This window comes from Ruegeria sp. CDSA079, assembly GCF_059612245.1.
Window position 1 is genome coordinate 23,404 of the sequence record NZ_JBXWQF010000022.1, and the last position, 25,872, is coordinate 49,275.

Annotated in this window: 25 protein-coding genes and 1 tRNA gene; 18 read left to right on the forward strand and 8 right to left on the reverse strand. The window is 55.8% G+C overall.

The window, feature by feature from the left end:
* Positions 1-166: 166 nt before the first annotated feature.
* The 3 genes from alaS to AC2FJZ_RS18630 all read left to right on the forward strand — a co-directional run bounded on the left by alaS (position 167) and on the right by AC2FJZ_RS18630 (position 4,100).
* A complete protein-coding gene (gene alaS, locus AC2FJZ_RS18620) occupies positions 167-2,839 on the forward strand; it encodes an alanine--tRNA ligase (protein WP_496779513.1) in 2,673 nt (890 codons plus the stop codon).
* Between the two features lies 1 nt (position 2,840).
* Positions 2,841-3,128, forward strand: coding sequence for a DUF1330 domain-containing protein (locus AC2FJZ_RS18625; protein ID WP_496669974.1), 288 nt, complete (start codon positions 2,841-2,843; stop codon positions 3,126-3,128).
* 348 nt (positions 3,129-3,476) lie between these two features.
* Positions 3,477-4,100: a transglutaminase-like cysteine peptidase gene (locus AC2FJZ_RS18630; RefSeq protein WP_496779515.1), complete on the forward strand. Its 624-nt coding sequence runs from the start codon at positions 3,477-3,479 to the stop codon at positions 4,098-4,100.
* A gap of 179 nt (positions 4,101-4,279) precedes the next feature.
* Here the strand turns inward: AC2FJZ_RS18630 and AC2FJZ_RS18635 are convergent, their stop codons facing one another.
* From AC2FJZ_RS18635 to AC2FJZ_RS18660, 6 genes are all read right to left on the reverse strand, one after another.
* A complete protein-coding gene (locus AC2FJZ_RS18635) occupies positions 4,280-4,867 on the reverse strand; it encodes a hypothetical protein (RefSeq protein WP_496779517.1) in 588 nt (195 codons plus the stop codon).
* Positions 4,868-5,167: 300 nt separating this feature from the next.
* On the reverse strand, positions 5,168-6,985 hold the full coding sequence (gene typA / locus AC2FJZ_RS18640) for a translational GTPase TypA (protein WP_496669970.1): 1,818 nt from the start codon (positions 6,983-6,985) through the stop codon (positions 5,168-5,170).
* A gap of 76 nt (positions 6,986-7,061) precedes the next feature.
* A complete protein-coding gene (locus tag AC2FJZ_RS18645; RefSeq protein WP_496779519.1) occupies positions 7,062-7,397 on the reverse strand; it encodes a DMT family transporter in 336 nt (111 codons plus the stop codon).
* A gap of 359 nt (positions 7,398-7,756) precedes the next feature.
* Positions 7,757-8,926 carry an HD domain-containing protein gene (locus AC2FJZ_RS18650; protein ID WP_496779521.1) on the reverse strand — a complete coding sequence of 390 codons (1,170 nt, stop codon included), beginning with the start codon at positions 8,924-8,926 and terminating at the stop codon, positions 7,757-7,759.
* Positions 8,923-9,168 (reverse strand): hypothetical protein, encoded by a 246-nt coding sequence (locus tag AC2FJZ_RS18655; protein ID WP_050602511.1) that lies wholly within the window; start codon positions 9,166-9,168, stop codon positions 8,923-8,925. Before AC2FJZ_RS18655 ends, AC2FJZ_RS18650 begins: the two co-directional genes overlap by 4 nt.
* Entirely contained in the window at positions 9,168-9,821 is a 654-nt protein-coding gene (locus AC2FJZ_RS18660) for an alpha/beta hydrolase (protein ID WP_050602510.1), read from the reverse strand. Before AC2FJZ_RS18660 ends, AC2FJZ_RS18655 begins: the two co-directional genes overlap by 1 nt.
* Before the next feature lie 180 nt (positions 9,822-10,001).
* On the opposite strand from AC2FJZ_RS18660, the gene iscR reads away from it, so the two are divergent.
* From iscR to AC2FJZ_RS18710, 10 genes are all read left to right on the forward strand, one after another.
* The gene (gene iscR / locus AC2FJZ_RS18665) at positions 10,002-10,460 is read left to right on the forward strand and encodes a Fe-S cluster assembly transcriptional regulator IscR (protein ID WP_496669967.1); all 459 of its coding nucleotides are present in this window, start codon (positions 10,002-10,004) and stop codon (positions 10,458-10,460) included.
* Positions 10,461-10,511: 51 nt separating this feature from the next.
* Positions 10,512-11,555, forward strand: a complete 1,044-nt coding sequence (locus tag AC2FJZ_RS18670) for a cysteine desulfurase family protein (protein ID WP_496779523.1) — start codon at positions 10,512-10,514, stop codon at positions 11,553-11,555.
* 18 nt (positions 11,556-11,573) lie between these two features.
* Positions 11,574-13,094: a Fe-S cluster assembly protein SufB gene (gene sufB, locus AC2FJZ_RS18675; RefSeq protein WP_496779525.1), complete on the forward strand. Its 1,521-nt coding sequence runs from the start codon at positions 11,574-11,576 to the stop codon at positions 13,092-13,094.
* Positions 13,094-13,297, forward strand: coding sequence for a hypothetical protein (locus AC2FJZ_RS18680; RefSeq protein ID WP_496779527.1), 204 nt, complete (start codon positions 13,094-13,096; stop codon positions 13,295-13,297). Before sufB ends, AC2FJZ_RS18680 begins: the two co-directional genes overlap by 1 nt.
* A 49-nt stretch (positions 13,298-13,346) precedes the next feature.
* Positions 13,347-14,102 (forward strand): Fe-S cluster assembly ATPase SufC, encoded by a 756-nt coding sequence (gene sufC / locus AC2FJZ_RS18685; RefSeq protein ID WP_050602505.1) that lies wholly within the window; start codon positions 13,347-13,349, stop codon positions 14,100-14,102.
* Positions 14,102-15,382 (forward strand): SufB/SufD family protein, encoded by a 1,281-nt coding sequence (locus AC2FJZ_RS18690; RefSeq protein ID WP_496779528.1) that lies wholly within the window; start codon positions 14,102-14,104, stop codon positions 15,380-15,382. The genes sufC and AC2FJZ_RS18690 overlap by 1 nt, the downstream gene beginning before the upstream one ends.
* A complete protein-coding gene (locus tag AC2FJZ_RS18695) occupies positions 15,382-15,867 on the forward strand; it encodes a YIP1 family protein (RefSeq protein WP_050602503.1) in 486 nt (161 codons plus the stop codon). Before AC2FJZ_RS18690 ends, AC2FJZ_RS18695 begins: the two co-directional genes overlap by 1 nt.
* Entirely contained in the window at positions 15,864-16,430 is a 567-nt protein-coding gene (locus tag AC2FJZ_RS18700) for a YIP1 family protein (protein WP_496779530.1), read from the forward strand. The genes AC2FJZ_RS18695 and AC2FJZ_RS18700 overlap by 4 nt, the downstream gene beginning before the upstream one ends.
* Positions 16,431-16,441: 11 nt before the next feature.
* Entirely contained in the window at positions 16,442-17,662 is a 1,221-nt protein-coding gene (locus AC2FJZ_RS18705) for a cysteine desulfurase (RefSeq protein ID WP_496779532.1), read from the forward strand.
* Positions 17,663-17,739: 77 nt separating this feature from the next.
* Positions 17,740-17,816 (forward strand) — tRNA-Arg (locus AC2FJZ_RS18710).
* A gap of 259 nt (positions 17,817-18,075) precedes the next feature.
* Here AC2FJZ_RS18710 and mepK read toward each other — a convergent pair.
* Entirely contained in the window at positions 18,076-18,645 is a 570-nt protein-coding gene (gene mepK, locus AC2FJZ_RS18715; protein ID WP_050602496.1) for a peptidoglycan L,D-endopeptidase MepK, read from the reverse strand.
* A 354-nt stretch (positions 18,646-18,999) separates the two neighbouring features.
* On the opposite strand from mepK, the gene AC2FJZ_RS18720 reads away from it, so the two are divergent.
* The 4 genes from AC2FJZ_RS18720 to AC2FJZ_RS18735 are packed head-to-tail and all read left to right on the forward strand — an operon-like array spanning position 19,000 to position 23,241.
* Positions 19,000-20,607, forward strand: coding sequence for a L,D-transpeptidase family protein (locus tag AC2FJZ_RS18720; RefSeq protein ID WP_496779534.1), 1,608 nt, complete (start codon positions 19,000-19,002; stop codon positions 20,605-20,607).
* Positions 20,608-20,641: 34 nt separating this feature from the next.
* Entirely contained in the window at positions 20,642-21,733 is a 1,092-nt protein-coding gene (lpxD, locus tag AC2FJZ_RS18725; protein WP_496669936.1) for a UDP-3-O-(3-hydroxymyristoyl)glucosamine N-acyltransferase, read from the forward strand.
* A gap of 32 nt (positions 21,734-21,765) precedes the next feature.
* Positions 21,766-22,023, forward strand: a complete 258-nt coding sequence (locus AC2FJZ_RS18730) for an acyl carrier protein (RefSeq protein ID WP_050602493.1) — start codon at positions 21,766-21,768, stop codon at positions 22,021-22,023.
* Between the two features lie 9 nt (positions 22,024-22,032).
* On the forward strand, positions 22,033-23,241 hold the full coding sequence (locus AC2FJZ_RS18735; RefSeq protein ID WP_050602492.1) for a beta-ketoacyl-[acyl-carrier-protein] synthase family protein: 1,209 nt from the start codon (positions 22,033-22,035) through the stop codon (positions 23,239-23,241).
* Between the two features lie 51 nt (positions 23,242-23,292).
* Here AC2FJZ_RS18735 and AC2FJZ_RS18740 read toward each other — a convergent pair whose 3' ends face one another.
* Entirely contained in the window at positions 23,293-23,871 is a 579-nt protein-coding gene (locus AC2FJZ_RS18740) for an invasion associated locus B family protein (protein ID WP_496779536.1), read from the reverse strand.
* A 445-nt stretch (positions 23,872-24,316) separates the two neighbouring features.
* On the opposite strand from AC2FJZ_RS18740, the gene AC2FJZ_RS18745 reads away from it, so the two are divergent.
* Positions 24,317-25,864, forward strand: coding sequence for a helicase HerA-like domain-containing protein (locus tag AC2FJZ_RS18745; RefSeq protein WP_496669935.1), 1,548 nt, complete (start codon positions 24,317-24,319; stop codon positions 25,862-25,864).
* The last annotated feature ends 8 nt before the right edge of the window (positions 25,865-25,872 follow it).

Sequence of the window (25,872 nt, forward strand, 5' to 3'; positions counted from 1 at the left end):
AGAGCTTCGGAAGCTCTTCGGTTTCCGGTTGTAAATTGAAAAGACTATGAAAGGGGCGGTCCATCGGGCCGCCTTGTTTCGTTCCGGGGCGCCTCCACTGTGGACACTGCTCGGACAGGGGGATAAACCAGCGGAGACCAAGACTTTTGCGCGCCGAGAGAGCCCTATGCCAACCCTGAACGATATCCGATCGACTTTTCTGAACTACTTTGAAAAACAGGGGCATGAGGTTGTGGCATCCAGCCCGCTGGTCCCGCGCAACGACCCGACGCTGATGTTCGTGAACTCGGGCATGGTCCAGTTCAAGAACCTGTTCACCGGCTTGGAGACCCGCGACTACACACGCGCCACAACAGCGCAGAAATGTGTGCGTGCAGGCGGAAAACACAATGACCTGGACAATGTGGGCTATACCGCGCGCCACCACACGTTTTTCGAGATGTTGGGCAATTTCTCCTTCGGTGATTACTTCAAGTCCGAGGCAATCCCGTTCGCCTGGAACCTGATTACCAAGGAATTCGGCATCGACAAAAGCCGCCTGTTGGCCACGGTCTATCACACCGATGACGAGGCGTTTGAAATCTGGAAAAAAGTCGGCGTGCCGGAAGATCGGATCATCCGTATCGCCACCAACGATAATTTTTGGCAGATGGGTCCGACCGGTCCTTGTGGCCCGTGTACTGAGATTTTCTATGACCATGGCGATCACATCTGGGGCGGCCCTCCGGGGTCTGCTGAAGAAGACGGTGACCGGTTCATCGAAATCTGGAACGTCGTCTTTATGCAGAACGAGCAGTTCGAAGACGGCTCGATGGTCGAGCTGGATATGCAGTCCATTGACACTGGTATGGGGCTGGAACGGATCGGAGCGTTGCTGCAGGGCAGCCATGACAATTATGACACCGACCTGTTTAAAACCCTGATCGAAGCGTCTGCGGATGCGACCGGCGTGGATCCTTTTGGTGATCAGAACGTGCATCATCGCGTCATTGCAGACCACCTGCGGTCGACATCGTTCCTGATTGCGGATGGGGTCATGCCCAGCAATGATGGGCGTGGTTATGTTCTGCGCCGGATCATGCGCCGCGCCATGCGCCATGCGCACCTGTTGGGTGCAAAGGATCCCGTCATGCACCGTCTTGTGCCAACTCTGGTACAGCTGATGGGTGGGCATTACTCGGAACTGACGCAGGCCCAGCCCCTGATTGAAGAGACCTTGTTGCTTGAAGAAACCAAGTTCAAGCAAACGTTGGATCGCGGTTTGAAACTGCTGGATGACGAGGTTGCGGGACTTGCCGAGGGCGCGCCTTTACCGGGTGCCGCGGCCTTCAAACTCTATGATACATATGGCTTCCCACTGGACCTGACTCAGGATGCGTTGCGCGAAAAGGGTCGTGCTGTTGATACCGAAGGGTTTGATTCCGCCATGGCCGAACAAAAAGCCAAGGCGCGGGCGGCATGGGCCGGTTCTGGCGAAGCTGCGGATCAAGCCGTGTGGTTTGATGTGTTGGATTCGGCAGGTGCGACGGATTTCCTGGGCTATGAGACTGAGAAGGCCGAAGCTCAGGTTGCTGCTATGATTGTAGACGGCGCTTTGGTGGACACAATCAACGCCGGGGAAAGCGGTTGGGTGGTCGTCAACCAGACCCCATTTTATGGCGAGGCCGGTGGTCAGATCGGTGATACCGGTGAATTGCGCCGTGTCGACGATCGCGATGATCTCAGCCGGGTAGAGGATACCAGGAAGTTTGCCGACGGCAAAGTCTATGCGCATAAAGTATCGGTCGAAAACGGCACGCTGTCCAAGGGGGACGCGGTCGAGCTTGAGGTGGATCATGCCCGCCGGTCGGCTATTCGCGCCAACCACTCGGCCACGCACCTGCTGCACGAAGCGCTGCGAGAAGCTCTGGGGGATCACGTGGCGCAGCGTGGCTCGCTGAATGCAGCGGATCGTCTGCGTTTCGACTTCAGCCATTCCAAAGCATTGAGCCTTGATGAAATTCAGAAGGTCGAGCGCGAAGTGAACAGCTTCATCCGCCAGAACTCAACCGTCGAAACCCGGATCATGACACCGGATGATGCGCGAGAACTGGGGGCACAAGCGTTGTTTGGTGAGAAGTACGGCGATGAGGTCCGTGTTGTCTCGATGGGCAAAGCCCCCACGGGTAAGGGTCAGGATGGTGAAACCTGGTCAATCGAACTGTGCGGGGGAACTCATGTGCGCCGGACCGGGGATATCGGTACGTTTGTCTTGCTGGGGGACAGCGCCAGCAGTGCCGGTGTGCGCCGGATCGAAGCGCTGACCGGGGATGAGGCCAACCGTTACCTGTCGGCTCAAGATCACCGGCTTGCTCAGGTGGCGCTGGAACTGAAGGCACAACCGGATGACGTTGTCGCCCGGGTTAAGAGCCTGTTGGATGAGCGCAAGTCATTGCAGAACGAAGTGGCTCAGTTGCGCCGCGATCTAGCCATGGCCGGCGGGGCCGGGCAGGGCGGTGGGGCCGAGGCGCGCGATGTCAATGGCGTTAAATTCCTGGCGCAAGCCCTCAATGGTGTGTCGGGCAAAGATCTTCCAGCGCTGATCGATGAACATAAGGCGCGTCTTGGATCAGGTGCTGTTCTTCTTATTGCAGATACAGGCGGCAAGGCTGCGGTCGCAGCTGGTGTGACCGAGGACCTGACGGGAACCGTTTCGGCGGTGGATCTGGTCAAAGCGGCCGTGGTTGAATTGGGCGGCAAGGGCGGCGGTGGCCGACCTGATATGGCCCAGGGTGGCGGCAAGGACGCATCGAATGCGGATGCTGCGATCAAGGCCGCAGAACAGGTATTGGGAGGATAAGATGGCTGCACTTTGGATTGCACATGTCACTGTAACGGACGCCGATGCATATGGAAAATATGCCGAGCTGGCAGGACCAGCCATAGCTAAGCACGGTGGTGAGTTCATCGCGCGTGCTGCACGCTATGTTCAGTTGGAAGGCAAAGAGCGGCCACGCAACGTGGTCGCCCGATTCCCCTCGCTTGAGGCAGCGGTCGAGTGTTACAACTCGGATGATTACCAACAGGCGCTGAATCATGCCCGCAATGCTAGCGAGAGAGAGCTGCTTGTGGTTGAGATCACTGAATAGTTATCGAACAGACCGCCTTTGGGCTGGTTTCAGCGATTTTCAGCTTATACGCCCTTACCACACACTGAGAATGGCCCGCGATCTGCGGGCCTTCGTATTTTATTTTCTTTAACAAAAGCTTGCCATGAGATTCTAAAGTTCCTTTTTCAAAGGTGCTGCCTGGAAATGTGGCAGAGTCGTCCTAATTCCTGCCCGAAATTGTCAAATTACAGAACGAATTTTCGCCCTTTTTCCTCGGCACGTTCGAAATGATTGCGACTGAGGCCCTTTCGCGAATAGATTCAAGAAGCGGAATGTGGGTCTGCAGTATCGGCAATCAATTGGATGATACTGGATCGGGGAATGGGCATGATGTCATTGGTCAAAACGGTCGGCTACCGAGTTACCGGAGTTTTGTCAGCTTCAGTCTGCGCGATTGGCATGGCAGCGGCAGTCATGGCAACTAGCTTTGTCGCGAATGAAGCGCATGCCTCTGAAGGCCGATTTATTCCCACCGTAACATCCTCACCACCGCCAACCGGGGCAAGAAACCTGTGCCGCCAATATAGTTGGGCGTGTACTGCGGCACGATCTTCGACACTGACCATTCAATCTGAAATGCAGGTAGTGAAAGAGATTAACCGGCGGGTGAATGTCTCAACGCGCGACGTGACGGATCAGTCGCAGTACAAAACGCGCGAGCTTTGGGCGCTCCCAACGGCCAGAGGTGGGGATTGTGAAGACTTTGCGTTGTTGAAGAAAAGAGACCTCATCCACGCCGGAGTGGATCCAAGCAAGCTCTTTATTGCTACGGTTCTGGATACGCGCCGGACTGCTCATGCGGTTTTGATCTATCGTTCGGCGCAGGGCGACTTGGTCTTGGACAACCTGACCAACCGCATCAAACCATGGTCCAAGACCCGGTATTTATTCCTTCGCATGCAGGACCCTAAAAAACCCGGTCGTTGGGTTGGTGTCTACGGAAGCAGCTGAAAACCAGCCGCTTTGAAAGCTAGGTGGGCACAGTTTTGACTGCGCCCACTTTTTTCATTGCTGGATTTGGCATCCAAGTCTTCATCGCTACTTCATAGTCGGCCTGACGGTTCTGGGATCCGTTGTCTCAAGTTGACCGTCAGTTACCGCAGCACGTACACTTATGCCGCTGCCAACTGTCAGCGCAGTTCTTCAGGCTCTTCGCGCTCAGGCTCCTCTTGATCGGGCTCTTCGCGATCAGGTTCTTCTTGATCAGGCTCTTCTTGATCGGGCTCTTCACGTTCAGGTTCGCCTTGATCGGGCTCTTCACGTTCAGGTTCGCCCCGATCGGGCTCTTCACGTTCAGGCTCGCTCTGGTCGGGATCACCGCTCTGAGGAGAGTCATTTCCATCAGGGACGCTGTTTCCACCGGGATTGTTTGTGCCTCCGGGGGTGCCGCCGTTGTCACCTTCTTGGGACGGCCCATCACCTGACCGGGAGTCCGTCGCTCCGGTCGAAGCCGTCGGAAGGTCAGTCAGCAAGTCGGCCAGCGGAGAACACTCCGCCCCCAGTCGCGCAACGATCTGGTCAAAATCAGCGCGACGCTGGATATAACGCAACATGCCGGATGTAACACTATCGCATTCGCACAGGACCCCAGGAGACCCAGCAGACTGGCGAGCGGTTTTCACTGTACACGCTCCGCTTGCAAGGGCTTCGGTCATGGGCACGACGACAAATACTGTTGCGGCCAAAAAAACTGGCAACTTAAGGGAAGGAACAACCATCTTTAACTCCTCGAAACTCGGTACCTTGTATGTTCACCTCTATGCACCGAATGGACGCTGGTGTGAGTGAACATCGTCACACTTCCGGCATATTTACACCTTGCCTTTGTCGCAATCGCAAGATGTGGATTGAGAGAGCTACTGGGAGTTAATGCAATTTAAAGAAGAAATTATAGTAATTACAATAAAAAGCCGGGCGTAATGCCCGGCTTTCGATTTTGCGTTTTTTGATCAGTTGGAAGCAAATTTGCCACAGTTGCGCCATTGTTTCCAATTGAAACAGATTCAGGCGCAGGTTGATCAGGCCGATTTCGCCATCCGTTTGCGTTCGTGCGGGTCCAGAAAGCGTTTGCGCAGCCGCACTGCATTTGGCGTCACCTCGACCAACTCGTCGTCATCGATATAGGCAATCGCCTCTTCCAAAGAGAATTGAATGTGGGGCGTCAGGCGTACTGCATCGTCCGAACCGCTGGCGCGGACGTTGGTCAGTTTCTTGCCTTTGAGCGGATTCACTTCCAGATCATTGTCGCGAGAATGCTCTCCGATCACCATGCCCTGATAAACATCTGTCTGAGGGCTTACAAACATGCGGCCACGCTCTTCCAGGTTCCAGAGCGCATAGGCCACGGCCTGACCGTTCTCCATCGAGATCAGAACGCCTGCGCGACGGCCCGGGATTTGACCTTTGTGCGGGGCCCAGTCGTGGAACACACGGTTCAGAACACCGGTTCCACGTGTGTCGGTCAGGAACTCGCCATGATAGCCAATCAGCCCGCGCGACGGGACATGTGCGATGATGCGCGTTTTGCCAGTACCGGCAGGGCGCATTTCGGCAAGTTCACCCTTGCGGGCACCCGTGATCTTTTCGATGACCGAGCCTGAATACTCATCATCCACGTCGATTGTGACTTCCTCGATCGGCTCCAGCCGCTGACCGTTTTCCTCACGGAACAGAACCTGCGGGCGCGAGATGCTGAGCTCGAAACCCTCACGGCGCATGTTCTCGATCAGAACGCCCATCTGCAATTCGCCGCGTCCAGCGACTTCAAAGGCTTCGCCGCCCGGGGTGTCGGTGATCCGGATCGCAACGTTCGACTCAGCTTCTTTCATCAGGCGGTCACGGATGACGCGCGACTGAACCTTTTTGCCATCGCGGCCAGCAAGCGGTGAGTCGTTGATGCCAAAGGTCACGGTGATGGTTGGCGGGTCGATGGGCTGCGCGGGCAGCGCCTCTTCCACTTGTGGGGCGACCAGCGAATCCGCCACGGTGGCCTTGCTCATGCCTGCGATGGTCACGATGTCACCAGCTTCGGCGACGTCGATGGGCTGCTGCCCCAAGCCGCGGAAGGCCAGGATTTTCGAGGCCCGGAAGTTTTCGATCAGCGTGCCATCCCGGCTAAGCGCCTTCAGGCTGTCGCCCGCTTTCAGTGTTCCGCTTTCTACGCGACCAGTCAGGATACGGCCGATGAACGGGTCGCTGCCAAGTGTGGTGGCCAGCATCCGGAACGGTTCGCTTTTTTGATCAATTTGCTTGGGGGCAGGGACGTGATCGACGATCAGATCGAACAGAGCGCTCAGGTCTTTACGAGGGCCGTCAAGTTCCATGTCAGCCCAGCCAGAGCGGCCCGACGCGTACATCGCCGGGAAATCGAGCTGGTCGTCATCAGCGCCTAGGTTGGCGAACAGGTCGAAACATTCGTCCAGGGCGCGGTCAGGCTCGGCATCGGGCTTGTCGACCTTGTTCAGAACAACGATCGGGCGCAGACCCAACGCAAGCGCCTTGGAGGTTACAAACTTTGTCTGCGGCATTGGGCCTTCGGCAGCGTCAACCAGCAAGACAACACCATCGACCATGCTGAGGATTCGTTCGACTTCACCGCCGAAATCGGCGTGGCCTGGCGTGTCGACGATGTTGATACGCGTATCTTTCCACTCGACAGACGTCGCCTTGGCCAGAATCGTGATACCGCGTTCGCGTTCCAGATCGTTGCTGTCCATGGCGCGTTCCGCCACGGCCTGGTTTTCCCGGAACGCACCGGATTGTTTGAGCAGCTCATCCACCAGGGTCGTTTTGCCGTGGTCCACGTGAGCGATGATTGCGATATTGCGCAGGTCCATGAGAGGTCAGCCTTTGAACGGGAAGTTGCCGCGCGCATAACGCGGCGCGACAAAATATACCAGCCCTAACCGAGGATCAGTGGCCGGCAGTCTTCGAAAACAGGTGAATGATCAGAATTCCAGCCAGAATCATGGTCAGTCCAAGCACCGCAGGCCAATCCAGTTTTTGCCCGAAAACCAGGAAGCCGATGAGGGCGATAAAAAAGATGCCCAGCCCGGACCAGATTGCATAGACGATGCCCACAGGCATGGATTTTAGGGTCAGTGCCAGCAAATAAAAAGCAACACCATAGCCCAAAACAACAAGAACGGACGGCCAAAACCGGGTGAATTGCTGGCTGGCCTGCAGGGCGGTTGTGCCGATGGTTTCCGCCAAAACGGCCAGCAACAGAAACAGGTAAGCTTGAGGCATTATGGTCTTTCGGGAGTTTTGTGGTGTCATCGCCTTGAACACAGAATTCGCGAAAAAGGCAAGAACAGTCTCACATCTTAACTTCCGTTGGGTCAGGTATACCTTACTATTCCCGACTTAGAATAAGTGTATGATATACCTCATATTTTATGAATTGTTAAAGAGTATTGTTTGATGACGAAATTCGCGAAATCGATCGTTTTTGTTTCTGGTCTGATAGTGGCAATTGGGTGGCTTGCTGACGGGGGGTCCGTCAAAAATGAAGCAGCCATTGTGGTTCAACAGTTTGATCGTAGTCGTGTTTTTTAACGCCACTCAGAACCAAGAAGGAAAAAGGAGCCTTTGGGCTCCTTTTTTCGTTAAGCGTCTAAAGGTGTAACGTCGCAACTCTGGAAATGCGTCACAAGTTGGGGCTGAAGCCAATTCCAAAGTGCCGGTGCCCCACCTGTTATGGCAGGACGCACGCGCGCTTCGAGCTGGGAATAGGTGACATTGTAGTCCACCCAAGAACCGCCGCCGGTCTCCAGATTTGCAATCGGTGTCTGAAACCGGTCCACAGCTTTTGCAAACTGGGCATCCGCACTTTCTGCGGCTTCAAACTCTTGCCATAAGTCTTTGAAAAAACTTCTCTGTGCATCCGGCAACAAACCAAACAACCGCTGTGCCGCGGCTTGTTCCTTGGCCTCTTGGGCGGCATGATCCACTTGCCCGTGAATTGGGTGATCTCCGGCATCGATTTCAACGACATCATGCAACAAGAGCATCTGAAGCACGCGATCTATCCGAATCTCAGAATGCGCGTGTTCGGCCAAAACCCAAGCGTACAGCATGATATGCCACGAATGCTCGGCAGAGTTTTCGAACCGATCACCCGCCATCAGACGCGACGCGCGCAAGATCGATTTCAACTGGTCCGCTTCAGTCAGAAACTCAAGCCGCGTTGTGAACGCGTTGTCTTGCGTTTCAGATCCGGTCAGTAGGTTGGTGGCATGGTGGTAGGCCAGCGGGAAGACCTGCGCGAGATAGGCGGCGCGACCACCGTCCAGATTGGCGCGCGCAATTTTCACGTGGTCCGGGTGAGGATCAGAAGCGCACAGAACCTGAAACAGCGGCTGACACCGATCCAGGATCTTGGCAAACTGCGCATCTGGCGTCCGATCCGCCTCGAACTCCTGCCACAAAGTTAGGAACGTTTGTGCCTGATCCGTTGGCAGCAAGCCGAACAGCTCTGACGCGGCAGCCTGTTCCGCATCAGCCAGATGATCCCAGTCGGTTTCCAAGTGGATCGGATGGTCGCCTACAACGATCTCGACGAGATCATGCAGCAGCAACATACGGATGACGCGGTCAATTGATACATCTGGCTCGGCCAAGGGGGCCATAACCAAAGCCCACAATGCAAGATGCCAGCTGTGTTCGGCAGAATTCTCGGGCCGGGATTGATCGAGCAGAACATTTGCCCGCTCAACCATTTTCAGCATGTCGGCCCGTTTCAAAAACGCAATTTGCGCCGACAAGCGATCCGTCATTGTTTTTCTATCGCTTTTTGTTTCGAGCGATGCGCGGTCAGGCGCTTGATTACAAACTGTCTGGCTTTGCGTTCGGCCAGCCGCACACGTATCTCGGTCAAGAACGCCTCTTCCAGCGATTGTGACGCGGCCCCAAGAACTTCGCCGACCTCAACAAAAAAACGGTCTTCCCCGGTTTCATCCATAACCTTCATCGTGTCTTCGGCCAGTTTGGCCGCAAGAGATATGATGGTGTCAGACATCAGCGGGTGGTCTCGGTCAGGCGGCGCTTCACATAGTCACTGACATCGGTGATGAGCGTGTCCATGTGGCGATCTTGGAAGAAGTGATCCGCGCCCTCAACCTCGGTATGAGTGATCGTGATGCCCTTTTGTTCATGCAGCTTGTTCACTAACGAGGTGGTGTCTGCCGGAGGGGCCACGCGGTCAGCTGATCCGTTGATGATCAGGCCCGAAGACGGGCAGGGGGCCAGGAACGAAAAGTCATACATGTTGGCTGGTGGCGACACGCTGATGAAGCCAGTGATTTCTGGGCGGCGCATCAGCAACTGCATTCCGATCCAAGCCCCGAACGAAAACCCAGCAACCCAGCAGTGTTTCGAGTTGTTGTTCATCGATTGCAGGTAATCCAGCGCCGAGGCCGCATCGCTCAGTTCACCTACGCCTTGGTCATACTCGCCCTGACTGCGACCCACGCCGCGGAAGTTAAAGCGCAACACGGTGAAGCCCATGTTGTAGAAGGCATAGTGCAGGTTGTAGACCACCTTGTTGTTCATGGTCCCGCCAAATTGAGGATGTGGGTGAAGCACGATTGCGATCGGTGCGTCTTTTTCCTTTTGCGGGTGGTAGCGGCCTTCCAGGCGGCCTTCGGGTCCGGGAAAAATCACCTCGGGCATGTGTGCTTTGGTCCTGTCTTTTTCGTGCGGGTGCCCGGATATACTTGACGATAATCGTCGGACACCTTAGAACGGTTCTAATTACATTGCTTGGCGCTATTTGCGCTGTCAGTCGGAGATACGCACTGGCAGCGTCGGCGTCAATGATTTCGCGCAAATCCTGCAAAGAAGGGGCTAAATATGAAGCTGTCGACCAAAGGCCGATATGCGATGGTTGCCTTGGCAGATATCGCGTTGCAACCAACTGACCGTCTTGTGACCCTTGGCGAGATCTCTGAACGCCAGGACGTGTCGCTGCCTTATCTGGAACAGCTTTTTGTCAAACTGCGCAGGGCTGAGTTGGTTTCTTCGGTACGCGGGCCGGGTGGTGGATACCGCCTAGCGCGCCCTGCGTCTGAAATCCGTGTAGTCGAGATTCTGGCAGCCGTGGATGAAACGGTGGATGCCTTGCAAAAAGGGGCCGGAGCTTCGGGTGCATCCTCGGGCAGCCGGGCGCAATCGCTGACCAATCGTCTTTGGGAAAGCCTCAGCGCGCATGTATATGTGTTCTTGCATCAGACGCGCCTGTCCGATGTGATCAAGAACGACCTCGCCCCATGCCCCGCAGTGCCTAACCTGTTCTCGGTAGTAGACGATTAATCCAATGAGGCGACGCAAGCGCATGAAATCTGTTGGCAAAAAGATGCATCCATGAATCGTGTTTATTTGGATCATAATGCAACAACACCGCTTCGCCCCGAAGCACGAGAGGCGATGATTGCGGCGATGGATATCTGCGGAAATCCGTCTTCTGTTCACGCCGAAGGCCGTGCTGCTAAGGCACTTGTCGAACGCGCGCGGGCTCAGGTTGCCACGGCTTTTGGTGCCGATGGGGCTGATATCATTTTCACATCTGGGTCGACCGAAGGCGCGGCGTTGACATTGGCCGGGCGTAACCTGCACGGCGCGGCAGTCGAACATGATGCGGTAAGAGCTTGGATCAATGAGAGTCTTCCAGTTTCCACGACCGGAGAGGTTCTGATTTCGGTGCCCGGCGAATCGACCCTTCAATTGGCGAATTCCGAGACAGGAATCGTTCAAACACTGCCACCTGGCTTGGCGGTGACGGATGCCACTCAGGCATTTGGAAAGTTGCCGATTGCGTTTAACTGGATGTATGCGCAGATGGCGCTGATGTCCGCTCATAAACTGGGCGGGCCGAAAGGCGTTGGTGCCGTTGTGATGAAGCGCGGTACTGATCTGCCAGCGCACATCAAGGGCGGCGGCCAGGAAATGGGGCGTCGATCTGGTACCGAAAATGTCATTGGAATCGCGGGCTTCGGGGCCGCAGCTGAAGCTGCGGCACGGGACTTGGCTAACGGCGTTTGGGAGCAGATCGAAGAATTTAGAAATATTCTAGAAAACGCTCTTGAGGCCGCTGTAAAATCACCTATTTTTGTCGGGAAAGGGCGGCAACGCTTGCCGAACACCCTGTGTTTTGCTGCGCCTGGTTGGAAGGGCGAAACCCAGGTCATGCAGATGGACCTGTCGGGATTCGCAATCAGTGCGGGCTCTGCCTGTTCCAGCGGCAAGGTTCGTGCCAGCGCGGTTCTCACCGCAATGGGCTATGACGAGGTGACAGCCAGCAGCGCTATCCGCGTGTCGCTGGGCTCTAGGACAACGGAAGAAGATGTGCTGCGTTTCGCCGAAACGTGGCTTGAGAAAGAGAAAAAGCATCGCGCGCGTGCCGCGTGATCTGACGGAGGGTAAGTTATGGCCGCTTTGGACCAGACCCAGGTGAAAGATGGTGTCGATCAGGAAACCGTGGATGCGGTACGCGAGGTCGGAACCTACAAGTACGGCTGGGATACTGACATTGAGATGGAGTACGCGCCGAAGGGTGTGAACCCGGATATCGTTCGTCTGATCTCGGAAAAGAACGAAGAGCCGGAGTGGATGACCGAATGGCGGTTGGCTGCGTTCGAGCGCTGGACCAAGATGAACGAGCCCAAATGGGCGATGGTCGACTACCCTGAGATCGATTTCCAGAACCAATACTATTATGCGCGTCCGAAATCGATGCAAGAAAAGCCCAAGTCACTGGATGAGGTTGATCCCAAGCTTTTGGCCACATACGAAAAGCTTGGTATCCCTCTGAAAGAACAGATGATTTTGGCTGGCATCGAAGGCGCTGAAGACGCTCCGGCCGAGGGTCGCAAGGTTGCTGTAGACGCGGTTTTCGACTCGGTTTCTGTGGGGACGACCTTTCAGGCCGAATTGAAGAAAGCGGGCGTGATCTTCTGTTCCATCTCGGAAGCGATCAAAGAGCATCCTGAACTGGTGAAGAAGTATCTTGGTACTGTTGTTCCCGTATCGGACAATTATTATGCCACTCTGAACTCGGCCGTGTTTTCGGATGGATCCTTCGTCTATATCCCACCGGGCGTCCGCTGCCCGATGGAGCTGAGCACCTATTTCCGCATCAACGCGGAAAACACAGGTCAGTTCGAACGCACCCTGATTATTGCCGACAAGGGGTCTTACGTCTCTTATCTGGAAGGCTGCACGGCGCCTCAGCGTGATACCGCACAGCTGCACGCCGCGGTGGTCGAGATCATCGTCGAGGAAGACGCTGAAGTGAAATACTCGACCGTTCAGAACTGGTTCCCCGGGGATGAGAACGGCAAGGGCGGCATCTATAACTTCGTGACCAAACGCGCCGATTGCCGAGGCGATCGGTCCAAGGTGATGTGGACGCAGGTAGAAACCGGCTCGGCCGTGACCTGGAAATACCCGTCCTGCATTCTGCGTGGCAACGAAAGCCAGGGTGAGTTCTACTCGATTGCGATCACCAACAACTATCAGCAGGCCGATACCGGCACGAAGATGGTTCACTTGGGCAACAACACTAAATCGCGCATCGTGTCCAAAGGCATCAGCGCGGGCAAAGCCCAAAACACCTATCGCGGTCTGGTCTCGATGCACCCGAAAGCCAAGGACAGCAGGAACTATACCCAGTGTGACAGTCTGCTGATTGGCGACAAATGCGGTGCGCATACGGTTCCGTATATCGAGGTCAAGAACAACTCGTCCCGCGTTGAGCATGAGGCGACGACGTCCAAGGTGGATGACGATCAACTGTTCTACTGCCGTCAGCGCGGCATGGACGAAGAAGAAGCCGTGGCACTGGTCGTCAACGGGTTCTGCAAGGACGTGCTGCAAGCGCTGCCGATGGAATTTGCCATGGAAGCACAGCAACTGGTGGCAATCTCGCTGGAAGGTTCGGTTGGCTGATGACACGTGCACGCCGCACTCGCATCCAGAAGGATAATGTGCTGACCTGGGTTGGATACATCCTTCCTGTTCTGGGTGGGTTGCTGGGCGTCGCATTCGTCAATGTCAATCATATGGAGTTCATGAACCCGGTTTGGGCGGTGGGCGGAGGGGCGATCCTGGGTTGGATCGTCGCGCGGCTGATCCGCAGAATTCTGGGTTAGGAAATTGATGGGGCCGTGACGCCCCTTGCGATACGCAAAAGGACAAAACATGCTGGAAATCAAAAACCTGCACGTGCAGCTTGAAGAAGAAGAAAAGCAAATTCTCAAAGGTGTGGACCTGACGGTTGAAGCCGGCAAAGTGCATGCAATCATGGGTCCGAACGGGTCGGGCAAGTCGACGCTCAGCTATGTTCTGTCCGGTCGCGACGGCTATGAGGTTACCGAAGGGTCGGCCACGTTGAACGGTGAAGACCTGTTGGAAATGGAACCGGAAGAGCGCGCCGCGGCGGGTGTTTTCCTTGCATTCCAGTACCCGGTCGAAATTCCGGGCGTTGGCAACATGACCTTCCTGCGGACCGCCGTGAACGCGCAGCGCAAGGCACGTGGCGAAGAAGAGCTGTCAGCCGCCGACTTTCTGAAAGAAGTGCGCGCTAAGGCAAAAACTCTGAAAATCGACGCTGACATGCTGAAGCGTCCGGTCAATGTGGGCTTCTCAGGTGGTGAGAAAAAGCGCAACGAGATTCTGCAGATGGCCATGTTGGAACCCAAAATGTGCATCATGGACGAGACCGACTCGGGTCTTGACGTGGATGCGATGAAGCTGGTGGCCGAAGGTGTAAACGCACTGCGCGACGAAGGCCGTGGTTTCCTGGTGATCACGCACTATCAGCGCCTGCTGGACCACATCAAACCGGATGTGGTGCACATTATGGCCGATGGCCGCATCGTCAAAACCGGCGGTCCGGATCTGGCGCTTGAGGTTGAAAACAATGGTTATGCCGACATTCTTGCCGAGGTGAACTGATGGCCTTGCCCGAAGCCAAACAATCCGCAACCGAGGCACGGCTGTCTACGTTGACCATGCCCGACGCAGGCTGCACCCGTGCCGCGCGCGAAGATGCGCTGGCACGTGTGCTTGAAACTGGTCTGCCAAACCGGCGTGATGAATACTGGAAGTACACTCAACCGGATTCGCTGGTCTCGCCAGATGCTATCCCGGCTGCAGTTTTTGCAGATGATGAACCCCTGATGTTCAATGCGCTCGACCGGTTGAGTATCGTTTTCGTAGACGGTGTTTTCAGCGCCGAGGAGTCGGACGACTTGTCACTGGAAGGTGTAAGCATCGACCGGCTCGAGGATATCTGCTGCAAGGATATTCACTGGGCCAAGGATCTTTATGGGGTTCTGGAAGCCCGCGGTCAAACTCCGGTGCAGCGTCCGCTCGCGGCACTGAACACGGCCTTTGCTTCGGATGGTGTGGCCATTCACGTGACAGGCAAACCGTCCAAGCCGATTAACCTGATCTATCGCCACGCCTCGCCAACCTCTGACGTGATCATGCACCATGTTGTGCGTGTGGAAAGCGGGGCCGAGGCAACCATTCTGGAAACCGGCCCGGCGGCGTCACGCTTCAACAAGTGCATGGAAATCGACATTGCCGACAAGGGCACGCTGCATCATGTCCGTGCGCAGGGCAGGGACCATGAGCGTCGCGCTGCGACCCATATGTTCTCGCGCCTGGGGACTGAGTCGGTCTACAAATCCTTCACCCTGACCGTAAATGGCATGCTGACGCGCAATGAACAGGTCGTGGAATTGACCGGCGATGACGCGATGGCCCATGTGGCCGGGGCCTGTGTCGGTGATGGCGACTTCCATCATGACGACACTGTGTTCGTCACCCATGACGCAGTGAATTGTGAAAGCCGTCAGGTTTTCAAGAAAGTGCTGCGCAACGGTGCGACCGGCGTGTTTCAGGGCAAGATCCTTGTGAAAGAAGGGGCTCAGAAAACCGACGGCTATCAGATCAGCCAATCGCTGCTTCTGGACGGTGACAGCCAGTTTCTCGCTAAGCCCGAGCTTGAGATCTACGCCGATGATGTGGCATGCTCGCATGGCTCGACGTCGGGTGCGATTGACGAAACCGCACTGTTCTATTTGCGGTCTCGCGGGGTGCCGACCAAGGACGCGACCAATATGCTAACACTTGCGTTCCTGGCCGAAGCGGTGGACGAAATCGAAGACAGCGCGTTGGCTGAAGAGATTGTCAGCCGTCTGGAGGGGTGGCTCGCCCGCCGCAGTTAATGGCTCTTTCGTCGGATATTTTGGCAACATACCGGGGGCCGGGGCGTGTTGTGCGCCGGCTTCTGGACTTGGGGCCACGAGAAGACCGGGCGCTGGTCTTTGTGATGGGCTTTTGCATCGTCGCGTTTATTGCGCAGATGCCTGGGCTCTCGCGTCAGGCGCATCTGGAAGGCGTTGAGTTGAATATGCTGCTGGGTGGTGCGCTGCTGGGTACTGTGTTCATTTTGCCTTTGTTTTTCTACACGCTGGCTTTGGTCTCGCATTGGGCTGCGCGACTGGTTGGCGGCAAGGGCACCGCCTACGGGGCAAGGCTTGCCCTGTTCTGGGCCTTACTTTCGTCGGCGCCGTTGGTCTTGCTGAACGGTTTGGTGGCCGGATTCATCGGGCCGGGACCTGCTTTGTCGATTGTGGGCTTCCTTTGGGTTGCTGTTTTTGTCTGGTTCTGGTTATCCGGTCTCAGACAAGTACAAAGGTCAGCTGAATGAATATTCCACCTTTGGGTCCCCTGGTCGTTCTGACGCTCAGACGGCCTGCCGAAGCGGCCCGTCAGATTTTGACCCTTGATCTGGGGCGGGAAGCCGTCTGGCTGAGCTTTTTCCTGGTGGTGGTCTTCAACTGCCTGATCCAACTCAGCACCGATCTGATCATCCCGACGCCGGACGCCCAGTTGAACCCCGAGGCGGAAGGCATCCCTTTCATTCTGATCCGATCAGCTGGTGCAATGCTGCTGAGCGTCGTCGCCTTTCTGTTGGTCGGGCGAGTGCTTGGGGGGAATGCAACGCTTTCGGGCCTGTTGACCCTTATGATCTGGCTGAGCTTTTTGCAAAGCGGTGCTTTGCTGGCCATGGTCATCTCCAGCGTAACCATACCCGCCTTGACGTTTCTGCTGCTGCTGGCGACCCTGGGGTGGAGCCTTTACATAACGCTCCATTTCCTGAACGAGGCGCATCAGTTCGGCTCGCTCGGCAAGGCGTTTGCCGTAATCCTGCTGGCGGCGATTGTCGCCTTGCCCATAGTCCTCATGTTCACCCCAACCGGACCTGTCTAGGAAATACGCTTATGTATGATGTGCAGAAAATCCGCTCTGACTTTCCGATTCTGTCGCGTCAGGTCAATGGTAAACCTTTGACCTATCTGGACAACGGCGCTTCGGCTCAGAAGCCTCAGGTCGTTATTGATGCCGTGACTCGCGCCTATGCCGAGGAATATTCGAACGTTCATCGCGGCCTGCATTTCCTGTCCAATCTGGCCACCGAGAAATACGAATCCGTGCGTGGCACCATTGCCCGTTTTCTTGGGGTTTCGAATGAGGATGAGATCGTCCTGAACTCGGGCACGACCGAAGGGATCAACCTTGTCGCTTACGGCTGGGCGATGCCGCGACTTGAGGCCGGGGACGAGATCGTTCTAAGCGTCATGGAGCATCACGCCAATATCGTACCCTGGCATTTCTTGCGGGAACGGCAAGGCGTTGTTCTGAAGTGGGTGGATGTGGACGTGGACGGGGGTCTGGACCCTCAGGCCGTAATTGATGCGATTGGTCCAAAAACCAAGCTGGTTGCTGTGACCCAGTGTTCGAATGTGCTGGGCACGGTCGTGGATGTCAAAGCCATCACCGAGGGTGCCCATGCCAAAGGTGTTCCAGTTCTGGTGGATGGCAGCCAAGGCGCGGTCCATATGCCGGTGAATGTCGAAGAGATCGGCTGTGATTTCTATGCAATCACCGGTCACAAGCTGTATGGCCCGTCCGGGTCTGGCGCGATTTTCATCAAATCCGAACGCATGGCCGAGATGCGCCCCTTCATCGGTGGCGGTGACATGATCAAAGAGGTCAGCAAGGATGAGGTCATTTATAACGACCCGCCAATGAAGTTCGAAGCGGGTACGCCCGGTATCGTTCAGACCATAGGCTTGGGCGTTGCGCTGGACTACATGATGGATCTGGGAATGGCGAACATCGCGGTCCACGAATCCAATCTGCGTAACTATGCCATGCAGCGACTGACAGGATTGAACTGGTTGCAGGTGCAAGGCACACGTCCCGATAAGGCCGCGATCTTCAGCTTTACACTGGACGGGGCTGGCCATGCACATGATGTTTCGACCATCCTGGACAAAAAAGGCGTGGCTGTCCGCGCTGGTCATCACTGCGCCGGGCCGCTGATGGACCATCTGGGCGTGACCGCAACCTGCCGTGCCAGCTTTGGTCTTTATAACACCACGGAAGAGGTCGACATTTTGATCGATGCCCTTGAATTAGCGCACGATCTTTTCGCCTGATTTTGGTCTGAAACTGGGTGCAACGGGCACGATTTCCAGTTGCACCCAAACCGGAACAAGGTTAGCTAACCCTCAAGGCACCTGTAGCTCAGCTGGATAGAGCGCTGCCCTCCGAAGGCAGAGGCCAGAGGTTCGAATCCTCTCAGGTGCGCCATTTTCGAAAATACCCTCCTGTAGGTTTTCTTTCGCAAAAAGAGGGTTTTACCCCGACGCGCGTGACAATCGTGGGGGTGAGTGGTTGCAGAGCAACTCAAAAACACAGTGGTGCTAAAGAAAATCCATCTGTGGCAGGCTGAGACTCTACACAATCTGGAAGCAGGCCTCTCAGCACTACGATTCGACCAGAGAAGTCGTTGAGTTTCCTCAACCCGCGAGGCGCGGGGACAGATATAGTCAGGCGTTCAAGCTGGGCTTTAACCGCGCCAGGTGCGGACAACGCCGCAATCCATGTGAACGAAATTCGAACCGTAATACTGGCCAACGCCACCGGCGCGGCAAGACATCGCGGCCTTGGCCATCTGCGACACCGAGCGAGACGCCAAACGCAGGTCAGCAGCCTGACCTTCCATGTGAAGCGACTTGCGCGCAACGCGGCGCGACCTGGACCGCAGCATCGCGTTGGTCTGCGGCGAGCGATAACCCGACAGCAGCATATAGGGTTCATTCACATCCAGAAGGTTGTGTGATGCTGCCATGATATCAATCGCGCGCAAATCGATGGATTTTGTCTGATCTGTACGCCAATCACGCATGAAGTGGTTCACTTCTTTGACAGCGTCCTTGATATATTTACCATCGACCCAATAAATCATATCCAACCGTTCGCCCGTGCGACCGGAATACATACGAATGCGACGGATATCACCGCCACCGCGCAAAAAGCCTGCTGCATTGGAGTAAGAGGGTGCTGCCGCGACTGCGGTTGCTGCAAACGCACCCAATAGGGCACGCCGGGTCAAGCCCGAGGAACTGCTCTTGGTCATTTTTGGTTCGTCCCGTACTGTTCCTGCCTGCACACGATGTTACGCGCGCTGTCTTAATTTTTTTCCACCCCAGATGCGAAATGTATGGCACAATCGGAATCAGCGGCCAAGAAGTGTTTCACATTCACCTTTTCAAGGGGGAATTTTCGGCAGTTTTTTGCGCAAATGACACAGGGTCTCGCATTTTTTATGCAGTTGTGAGGATTGGATCACCCTGCCGATGCAAACGCGCATCAGGCGCGGACAGAAGCGTTATGGTAGGGTATTTGTGAATAGACAAGCATTGGACCTCAAATCCATAGTGGCTCGACGCGAATATCCCACCTCAAGTTATTGAATCCTCAAGGCCATCCAATGCTTTCTGTTTTTCGAACCAGTACCAGTATCCTTCTCACCGCATGTTTTGCGGCAACGGCCAGTGTCGCCAATACCGCTTCTGAACCAGCGCCGAACACCGCGTTTCAGATGGCAATCGCTGAGAATACACCGCTAAATTCAGAGATTTCCGCGTTCTATCGCGCCAATGGATTCGCGCCGATCTGGGTTGGGGATACGCTGGAACATACTCAGCGCCGGGCCGCGCTGATCTCGGCATTGTCAAACGCACATCTGCATGGTTTGCCACGATCCGAGGCTACGGTGGCAGTCGTGTTGGAAGAGATGGCGCAAGCGCGATCCGTGCGCGACCTTGGCGCAATCGAAGCAGAGCTTAGTCGGGTTTTCGTTGAATATGCCGACACGCTATATTCGGGTACAGTTCAGCCTGGGCGTGTGGACGAGGGTCTGGTTCGGACCGTTGAACGCCGCAGCGCCGCAGCGCACTTGGCAGGTTTGAATGCGGAAGGCGCACAGTATATTGAGCAGTTGCCACCGCAAACCCCTCAATACCGGGCGTTGATGAAGCAGAAACTGGCACTTGAAGCGCTGGTGGATCAAGGTGGATGGGGCGCAACAGTGCCCGTAAGCAAGCTGGAATTCGGCGATACCGGCCCCAATGTTGTGAAACTGCGTAACCGACTGGTTGAGATGGGGTATATGAAACCTTCGGCCAGCCCGGTTTTTGACGATGCGCTTCTGGCCGGGGTTCAAGCGTTTCAAACCGCGCATGGGCTGGCGTCTGATGGTGTCGCAGGTCAGGGCACGATCACAGAACTGAATCGCCCAGCCTCAGACCGGTTGAAGGCCGTTTATGTAGCGCTCGAGCGTGAACGTTGGCTGCCACGAGAGCGGGGCGCACGTCATATCCTGGTGAATCAGGCCGATTTCTCGGCCAAGATCGTTGATGACGGCCGGGTCACTTTTGAAACCCGCACGGTGATTGGCAAGAACACCAGTGATCGACGCAGCCCCGAGTTTTCGGATGTGATGGAGCATATGGTAATCAACCCAAGTTGGTATGTGCCGCGCTCGATCATTACCAAGGAATACCTGCCGAAACTGCAATCCAATCCAAATGCAGTTGGGCACATTGAAATCACCGATCGAAGCGGCCGGCAAGTCAATCGTGGAGCGGTGGATTTCACCCAGTTCACGGCCCGGAATTTCCCGTTTGCAATGCGCCAACCACCCAGCAAAAGCAATGCACTGGGACTGGTGAAGTTCATGTTCCCCAACAAGTACAACATCTATCTGCATGATACGCCTCAGAAAAACCTGTTCGCGCGTGAGGTGCGGGCGTTTTCGCATGGCTGTATCCGATTGGCGCAACCATTCGAGTTCGCTTATGCTTTGCTGGCGAAACAGGAAGAAGACCCCAAGGCATTCTTTCACCGTGTCCTCAAGAGCGGGAAGGAAACCAAGGTCGAACTGCAACAACATGTTCCGGTACATTTGATTTATCGGACGGCCTATATCGGGCCGAAGGGCGAAGTGCAGTATCGCCGCGATGTCTATAATCGCGATGCCAAGATTTGGGAGGCTCTGCAAAAGGCAGGGGTGGCACTGCCGGACGTTCAGGGGTAAGCACTGGTCAAATCCTGCCAAAAGGAAACCCGTCATGCAGTTCACCGTACAGCAAATCGCCGACTCTCTGAGTGCTGAATGTCAGGGCGACACTGGCCTGACAATTGTACGGGCTGCTGAACCCGGTGATGCGGGTCCGACTGATCTGGCGTTGGCCATGTCTCCAAAATATGCCGACGCACTGTCGAACGGCCAGGCGCGGGCGGCGATTTTGTGGGAAGGGGCAGATTGGCAGGCCCTGAGGCTGCGCGCTGCGATTTTCGTCAAACGACCGCGTATGGCGATGGCCGGTATCACCGCAATGCTGGATCGAGGGCAGGGGGTTGAACCTGGCGTTCACCCGTCTGCGGTGGTCGATCCTACAGCCGAGATTGGTGCGGAAGTTTCTGTTGGGCCTTTGACCGTTATCGGCGCACGCGCGCGGATTGGTGCAGGTTCGGTCATTGGGGCGCATTGTGTGATTGGGATGGACGCGGTTCTTGGTGAACAGGCGCTTTTGCGGGAAATGGTCAGCATTGGTGCACGGGCCCAGATTGGTAACCGCTTTATCGCCCAACCCGGTGCTCGGATCGGAGGTGATGGGTTCAGCTTTGTGACGCCCGAAATATCAGGGACCGAAAATGCCCGAAAAACCTTGGGCGATCAGGGCGAAGCCAAAGCCCAAAGCTGGCTGCGCATTCATTCCTTGGGCGCGGTCGAAATCGGTGATGACGTCGAAGTTGGGTCAAACTGCACAGTGGATAACGGCACGATCCGCAACACCTGCATCGGTGATGGTTCGAAACTGGATAACCTTGTCCATGTCGGGCACAACACCCGCGTTGGGCAGGATTGCCTGCTGTGTGGACAGACAGGCGTGTCGGGGTCCGTCGAGATTGGCAACAACGTTGTTCTGGGCGGACAGACCGGAGTGTCCGACAATATTTTCATCGGGGATGGTGTCATTGCGGGCGGAGGCACAAAGATTCTTTCAAATGTTCCCGCCGGGCGCGTTATTATGGGGTATCCAGCCATCAAAATGGAGACCCATACTGATGTCTATAAGGCGCAGCGGCGGCTGCCGCGTATGGCACGCGACGTTGAGGCACTCAAAAAGGCTGTTTTCAAACAGACCCTAAGCGATTAAATCATCCTCAAACTGGAAACCAGGGGATCGACATGAGCATCAGCGACCGCGTCATCGCAATCATTGCAGAGCAGGCCGTGCTGGAGCCATCGGATGTGACGCCCGAAAGCACGCTTGAAAATCTGGGCATCGACAGCCTTGGTTTGGTTGAGAGCATCTTCGCCATCGAAGAAGAGTTCGACATATCTGTTCCGTTCAACGCAAACGAACCCGAGGCCAATGATTTCGACATTTCCAATGTGGCTGCGATCATTACCGGGATCGAAAAGCTTGTGTCGGAAAAGGTCTGATCAGCGCTCATGAAACGTGTTGTCATTACCGGCGCAGGTACGATCAATTCGCTGGGCCACTCGGTTCCTGACACTTTGGAAGCCATGCGCGAAGGTCGCTGCGGCATCTCGGAGCTGGAATTCCGGGACGTAGATCGTTTGGCCATCAAGATCGGCGGTCAAGTTCGTGGGTTTGAGGCAGAAGGGCGGTTTAACCGCCAGCAGATGTCTCTGTACGACCGGTTCACTCAGTTCACCCTGACTGCCGCCAAAGAAGCGATTGAGCAGTCGGGAATTGAGTTCCACGGTGAATTGGCTGCCAGATCCGGCGTTGTACTTGGAACGGCGGGTGGGGGCGTCTCGACCTGGGATGACAATTACCGTTCGGTCTATGAGGATGGTAAAAACCGGGTTCACCCGTTTGTTGTTCCAAAGCTGATGAACAACGCGGCAGCCAGTCACGTGTCCATAGAGTACAACCTCAAAGGCCCCAGCTTTACGGTCTCGACCGCGTGCGCCTCTTCGAACCACGCCATGGCGCAAGCCTTTCAGATGGTGCGCAGCGGGGCCGCCCCGGCGATGATCACAGGTGGGTCGGAATCCATGCTGTGTTTCGGCGGGATCAAAGCGTGGGAAGGTTTACGCGTGATGTCCAAAGACGCCTGCCGCCCCTTCAGCGCCAACCGCAACGGAATGGTTCAGGGGGAAGGTGCCGGCATCTTTGTATTCGAAGAATATGAACACGCGCGTGCGCGCGGTGCCGAGATACTGTGTGAAGTTGCCGGCTTTGCCATGTCGTCTGATGCAGCGGACATTGTGATGCCAAGCAAACAGGGCGCTGCGCGGGCCATGGCGGGCGCCCTTGCCGATGCCAAACTGAATGCCAGCGATGTCTGCTATATCAACGCACATGGCACGGGCACGGCGGCGAATGACAAAACTGAATGCGCGGCAGTTGCAGGTGTCTTTGGTCCCCATGCAGATGATCTGATGATCTCATCCACCAAATCCATGCATGGGCATTTGATTGGTGGCACAGGGGCCGTTGAACTGCTGGCGTGTATCATGGCGCTTCGAGACGGCGTCATTGCACCGACCATCGGATACGAAGAACCAGACCCTGAATGTGCGTTGGACGTGGTGCCGAATGAAGCGCGAGAAGCGAAAGTCAACGTCGCGCTGAGCAACGCGTTTGCGTTCGGCGGGCTAAATGCCGTTCTGGCATTGAAGCGGATATGACAGACACAAACGCCGCCGCACTTTGTGCAGCGGCGCAAGCGTTAACGCGGATTAGTTCGTGTTGATGTTCAGGGCGTCATAGCCGGATGTAAAGCCGGACAGCGACATGTCCATTTCCAGTACCTGATCGGGAACCCGGGCCGGAACCAGCGAGAATGTCGCCTTGCTGCCTGCTTTCATGGCGTCAATGTCACCTTGGCTAAGGCCAAGCTGTGCAACGCAGCCAACCGGCAGGCAATGATGATAGTTGTACAGCTTGCGTGGCGCGCCATCGATGGACAAGGCGAGCTGGGCTTGCAGCAGCGTCTCCAATGGAACGATCACATTTGCCCAAGCAACAGCGGCTCCACCTTCCGGCAATTTTCCGATTGAAACTTCTGCAATCGGGTCGCCTGCGGGGCCATTCAACACCTGAACGACGGCACAAGGGTCTTCCCCAGCCTGCGCTTTGATGCAGGACACATCCCAATCGCCGAATTCTTCGCGAACAAACTGTTCACCAACGCGTGGCCCTTCCTGACCCAGGTCAAGCCCAGTCTTTGGTTCGGTTGTTGGTGTCTCTTGAGCATAGGCCGTACCACAGAGCAAAAGGGCTGCCACTGTGTTAAACGAGAGGATTTTCTTGATCATGAATGCCTCGGTGTGATGATTGAGCTTTTTGCCTCGTTTAGCATTCTTCTGTACCGGTGTCAGGCACTAACAGAGCATCCTCTGTGAACTTGAACGGATTTTTGCCTGAATGTGAGACAAGACCCTTTTTCATTAGAAAAAGGGAGCCGTTTGATCAGCTCCCTTTCCCAAAAGGTTCTCCCCGTCGGACTGGCCGACTTATTTATGCGCAAACCCTACGAGAGCGGCGCAGGTGGGTCAACAGCTATCCTGAATTTTTAATCTGCTCGTCAGAACTTGCACATGTCTTGACGCAAGCAAAAAAGCCGTGCCCGAAGGCACGGCCAGTCGACAGGGAGGAAGTCTGCCCCACGAGATCAAAACCACCGCAGAGCAAATTGACTATCGCAGTCAAAGGTTAACTTTGTATGCTGGTCACGGATCGGTGAACAATAAGGCAGTGTTAATGGGCAAGACTATTTTTTTGGGCGGCGGTGGCGAAGGGTATGGCGCACCGCAGGAATTGGCATTGAACTACGCAAACCGCCACGGATTGATCGCCGGTGCCACTGGAACGGGTAAAACCGTAACGCTGCAAATACTTGCTGAAGGATTCTCACAAGCAGGCGTCCCGGTGTTTCTGTCGGATGTCAAAGGGGACCTGTCTGGTCTGGCTTTGGCTGGAAGCCCAGAACATAAATTGCACCAGGCATTTCTGGACCGTGCTGAACGTATCGGTTTTTCGGATTTCAGCTATTCCGCTTGTCCGGTAACGTTCTGGGATCTGTTTGGCGAACAGGGCCATCCGGTGCGCACAACGATCACGGAAATGGGGCCCCTGCTGCTGTCGCGCCTGATGGAACTGAGCGAGGCGCAGGAAGGCATTCTGAACATCGCGTTCCGTGTGGCTGATGAAGAAGGGATGCCGCTGCTGGATCTCAAGGACCTTCAGGCACTGCTGGTCTGGATCGGAGAGAACCGCGCGCAGCTGTCCCTGCGCTATGGCAACGTGTCGACATCTTCGATTGGCGCAATCCAAAGACGTTTGCTGGTGCTGGAAAACCAGGGTGGCACGAAACTGTTTGGCGAACCCGCGCTGGATCTGGCCGATCTGATGCGCACAGATGAAAACGGGCAGGGGATGGTGAACATCCTGGCCTCGGACAAATTGATGGCCTCGCCCCGGCTCTATGCCACCTTCCTTCTTTGGCTGCTGAGCGAGCTGTTCGAGGAACTACCTGAAGTGGGCGACCCCGAGAAACCCAAGCTGGTGTTCTTCTTTGACGAAGCACATCTGCTGTTTGACGATGCCCCCAAGGTTTTGGTGGACAAGGTCGAACAGGTGGCGCGTCTGATCCGATCAAAAGGCGTTGGGGTGTATTTCATCACGCAAAACCCGGCGGATATCCCCGAAGATATTCTGGGCCAGCTGGGCAATCGGGTCCAACACGCCTTGCGAGCTTTCACCGCACGTGACCGCAAGAACCTACGCATGGCAGCCGAAACTTACCGAGAGAACCCGGCTTTCGACACCGAAGCCGCGATCCGAGAGGTTGGCGTCGGAGAGGCCGTGACCTCGATGCTGCAAAAGAAAGGCGTTCCGGGCATTGTCGAGCGCACCTTGATCCGCCCGCCGGGGTCTCAGCTCGGGCCGGTCTCAGCGGCGGAACGCAAAGCGATCCTTGCCGCGTCCCCGATGGCAGCGAAATATGACAAAGGTGTAGACCGAAAATCTGCTTTTGAAATCTTGCAAGCGCGGGCCGATGCGGCCGCCAAAGCTGCAGAACAGGCAGAAGCTGATGAGGTGCTTGAAGCGCAATCGCCGATGGAACGCGAATTTTCTGCCGCACGCAGATACTCAGGCAGCCGGGTGGGGCGATCGTCTTCTCGTGTACAGCGCCGGAAAGACACGTTTGCAACGGCGATGACCGAAGCCGTGATCAAGGAATTGAAAGGAACAACCGGGCGACGTCTTGTGCGCGGTATTCTGGGCGGTTTATTCAAAAACAGATAATGGCGCGG

What these genes read in the sequence shown, in the direction of transcription:
- AC2FJZ_RS18645 (WP_496779519.1), bottom strand. Translation starts at nt 7,397, where the DNA reads ATGCCTCAAGCTTACCTGTTTCTGTTGCTGGCCGTTTTGGCGGAAACC.
- AC2FJZ_RS18705 (WP_496779532.1), top strand. Translation starts at nt 16,442, where the DNA reads ATGTATGATGTGCAGAAAATCCGCTCTGACTTTCCGATTCTGTCGCGT.
- AC2FJZ_RS18670 (WP_496779523.1), top strand. Translation starts at nt 10,512, where the DNA reads ATGAATCGTGTTTATTTGGATCATAATGCAACAACACCGCTTCGCCCC.
- AC2FJZ_RS18635 (WP_496779517.1), bottom strand. Translation starts at nt 4,867, where the DNA reads ATGGTTGTTCCTTCCCTTAAGTTGCCAGTTTTTTTGGCCGCAACAGTA.
- AC2FJZ_RS18720 (WP_496779534.1), top strand. Translation starts at nt 19,000, where the DNA reads ATGCTTTCTGTTTTTCGAACCAGTACCAGTATCCTTCTCACCGCATGT.
- typA (WP_496669970.1), bottom strand. Translation starts at nt 6,985, where the DNA reads ATGGACCTGCGCAATATCGCAATCATCGCTCACGTGGACCACGGCAAA.
- sufB (WP_496779525.1), top strand. Translation starts at nt 11,574, where the DNA reads ATGGCCGCTTTGGACCAGACCCAGGTGAAAGATGGTGTCGATCAGGAA.
- AC2FJZ_RS18700 (WP_496779530.1), top strand. Translation starts at nt 15,864, where the DNA reads ATGAATATTCCACCTTTGGGTCCCCTGGTCGTTCTGACGCTCAGACGG.
- AC2FJZ_RS18650 (WP_496779521.1), bottom strand. Translation starts at nt 8,926, where the DNA reads ATGACGGATCGCTTGTCGGCGCAAATTGCGTTTTTGAAACGGGCCGAC.
- alaS (WP_496779513.1), top strand. Translation starts at nt 167, where the DNA reads ATGCCAACCCTGAACGATATCCGATCGACTTTTCTGAACTACTTTGAA.
- mepK (WP_050602496.1), bottom strand. Translation starts at nt 18,645, where the DNA reads ATGACCAAGAGCAGTTCCTCGGGCTTGACCCGGCGTGCCCTATTGGGT.
- AC2FJZ_RS18630 (WP_496779515.1), top strand. Translation starts at nt 3,477, where the DNA reads ATGATGTCATTGGTCAAAACGGTCGGCTACCGAGTTACCGGAGTTTTG.
- AC2FJZ_RS18625 (WP_496669974.1), top strand. Translation starts at nt 2,841, where the DNA reads ATGGCTGCACTTTGGATTGCACATGTCACTGTAACGGACGCCGATGCA.
- AC2FJZ_RS18740 (WP_496779536.1), bottom strand. Translation starts at nt 23,871, where the DNA reads ATGATCAAGAAAATCCTCTCGTTTAACACAGTGGCAGCCCTTTTGCTC.
- AC2FJZ_RS18690 (WP_496779528.1), top strand. Translation starts at nt 14,102, where the DNA reads ATGGCCTTGCCCGAAGCCAAACAATCCGCAACCGAGGCACGGCTGTCT.
- lpxD (WP_496669936.1), top strand. Translation starts at nt 20,642, where the DNA reads ATGCAGTTCACCGTACAGCAAATCGCCGACTCTCTGAGTGCTGAATGT.
- AC2FJZ_RS18735 (WP_050602492.1), top strand. Translation starts at nt 22,033, where the DNA reads ATGAAACGTGTTGTCATTACCGGCGCAGGTACGATCAATTCGCTGGGC.
- sufC (WP_050602505.1), top strand. Translation starts at nt 13,347, where the DNA reads ATGCTGGAAATCAAAAACCTGCACGTGCAGCTTGAAGAAGAAGAAAAG.
- AC2FJZ_RS18745 (WP_496669935.1), top strand. Translation starts at nt 24,317, where the DNA reads ATGGGCAAGACTATTTTTTTGGGCGGCGGTGGCGAAGGGTATGGCGCA.
- AC2FJZ_RS18660 (WP_050602510.1), bottom strand. Translation starts at nt 9,821, where the DNA reads ATGCCCGAGGTGATTTTTCCCGGACCCGAAGGCCGCCTGGAAGGCCGC.
- AC2FJZ_RS18730 (WP_050602493.1), top strand. Translation starts at nt 21,766, where the DNA reads ATGAGCATCAGCGACCGCGTCATCGCAATCATTGCAGAGCAGGCCGTG.
- iscR (WP_496669967.1), top strand. Translation starts at nt 10,002, where the DNA reads ATGAAGCTGTCGACCAAAGGCCGATATGCGATGGTTGCCTTGGCAGAT.
- AC2FJZ_RS18680 (WP_496779527.1), top strand. Translation starts at nt 13,094, where the DNA reads ATGACACGTGCACGCCGCACTCGCATCCAGAAGGATAATGTGCTGACC.
- AC2FJZ_RS18655 (WP_050602511.1), bottom strand. Translation starts at nt 9,168, where the DNA reads ATGTCTGACACCATCATATCTCTTGCGGCCAAACTGGCCGAAGACACG.
- AC2FJZ_RS18695 (WP_050602503.1), top strand. Translation starts at nt 15,382, where the DNA reads ATGGCTCTTTCGTCGGATATTTTGGCAACATACCGGGGGCCGGGGCGT.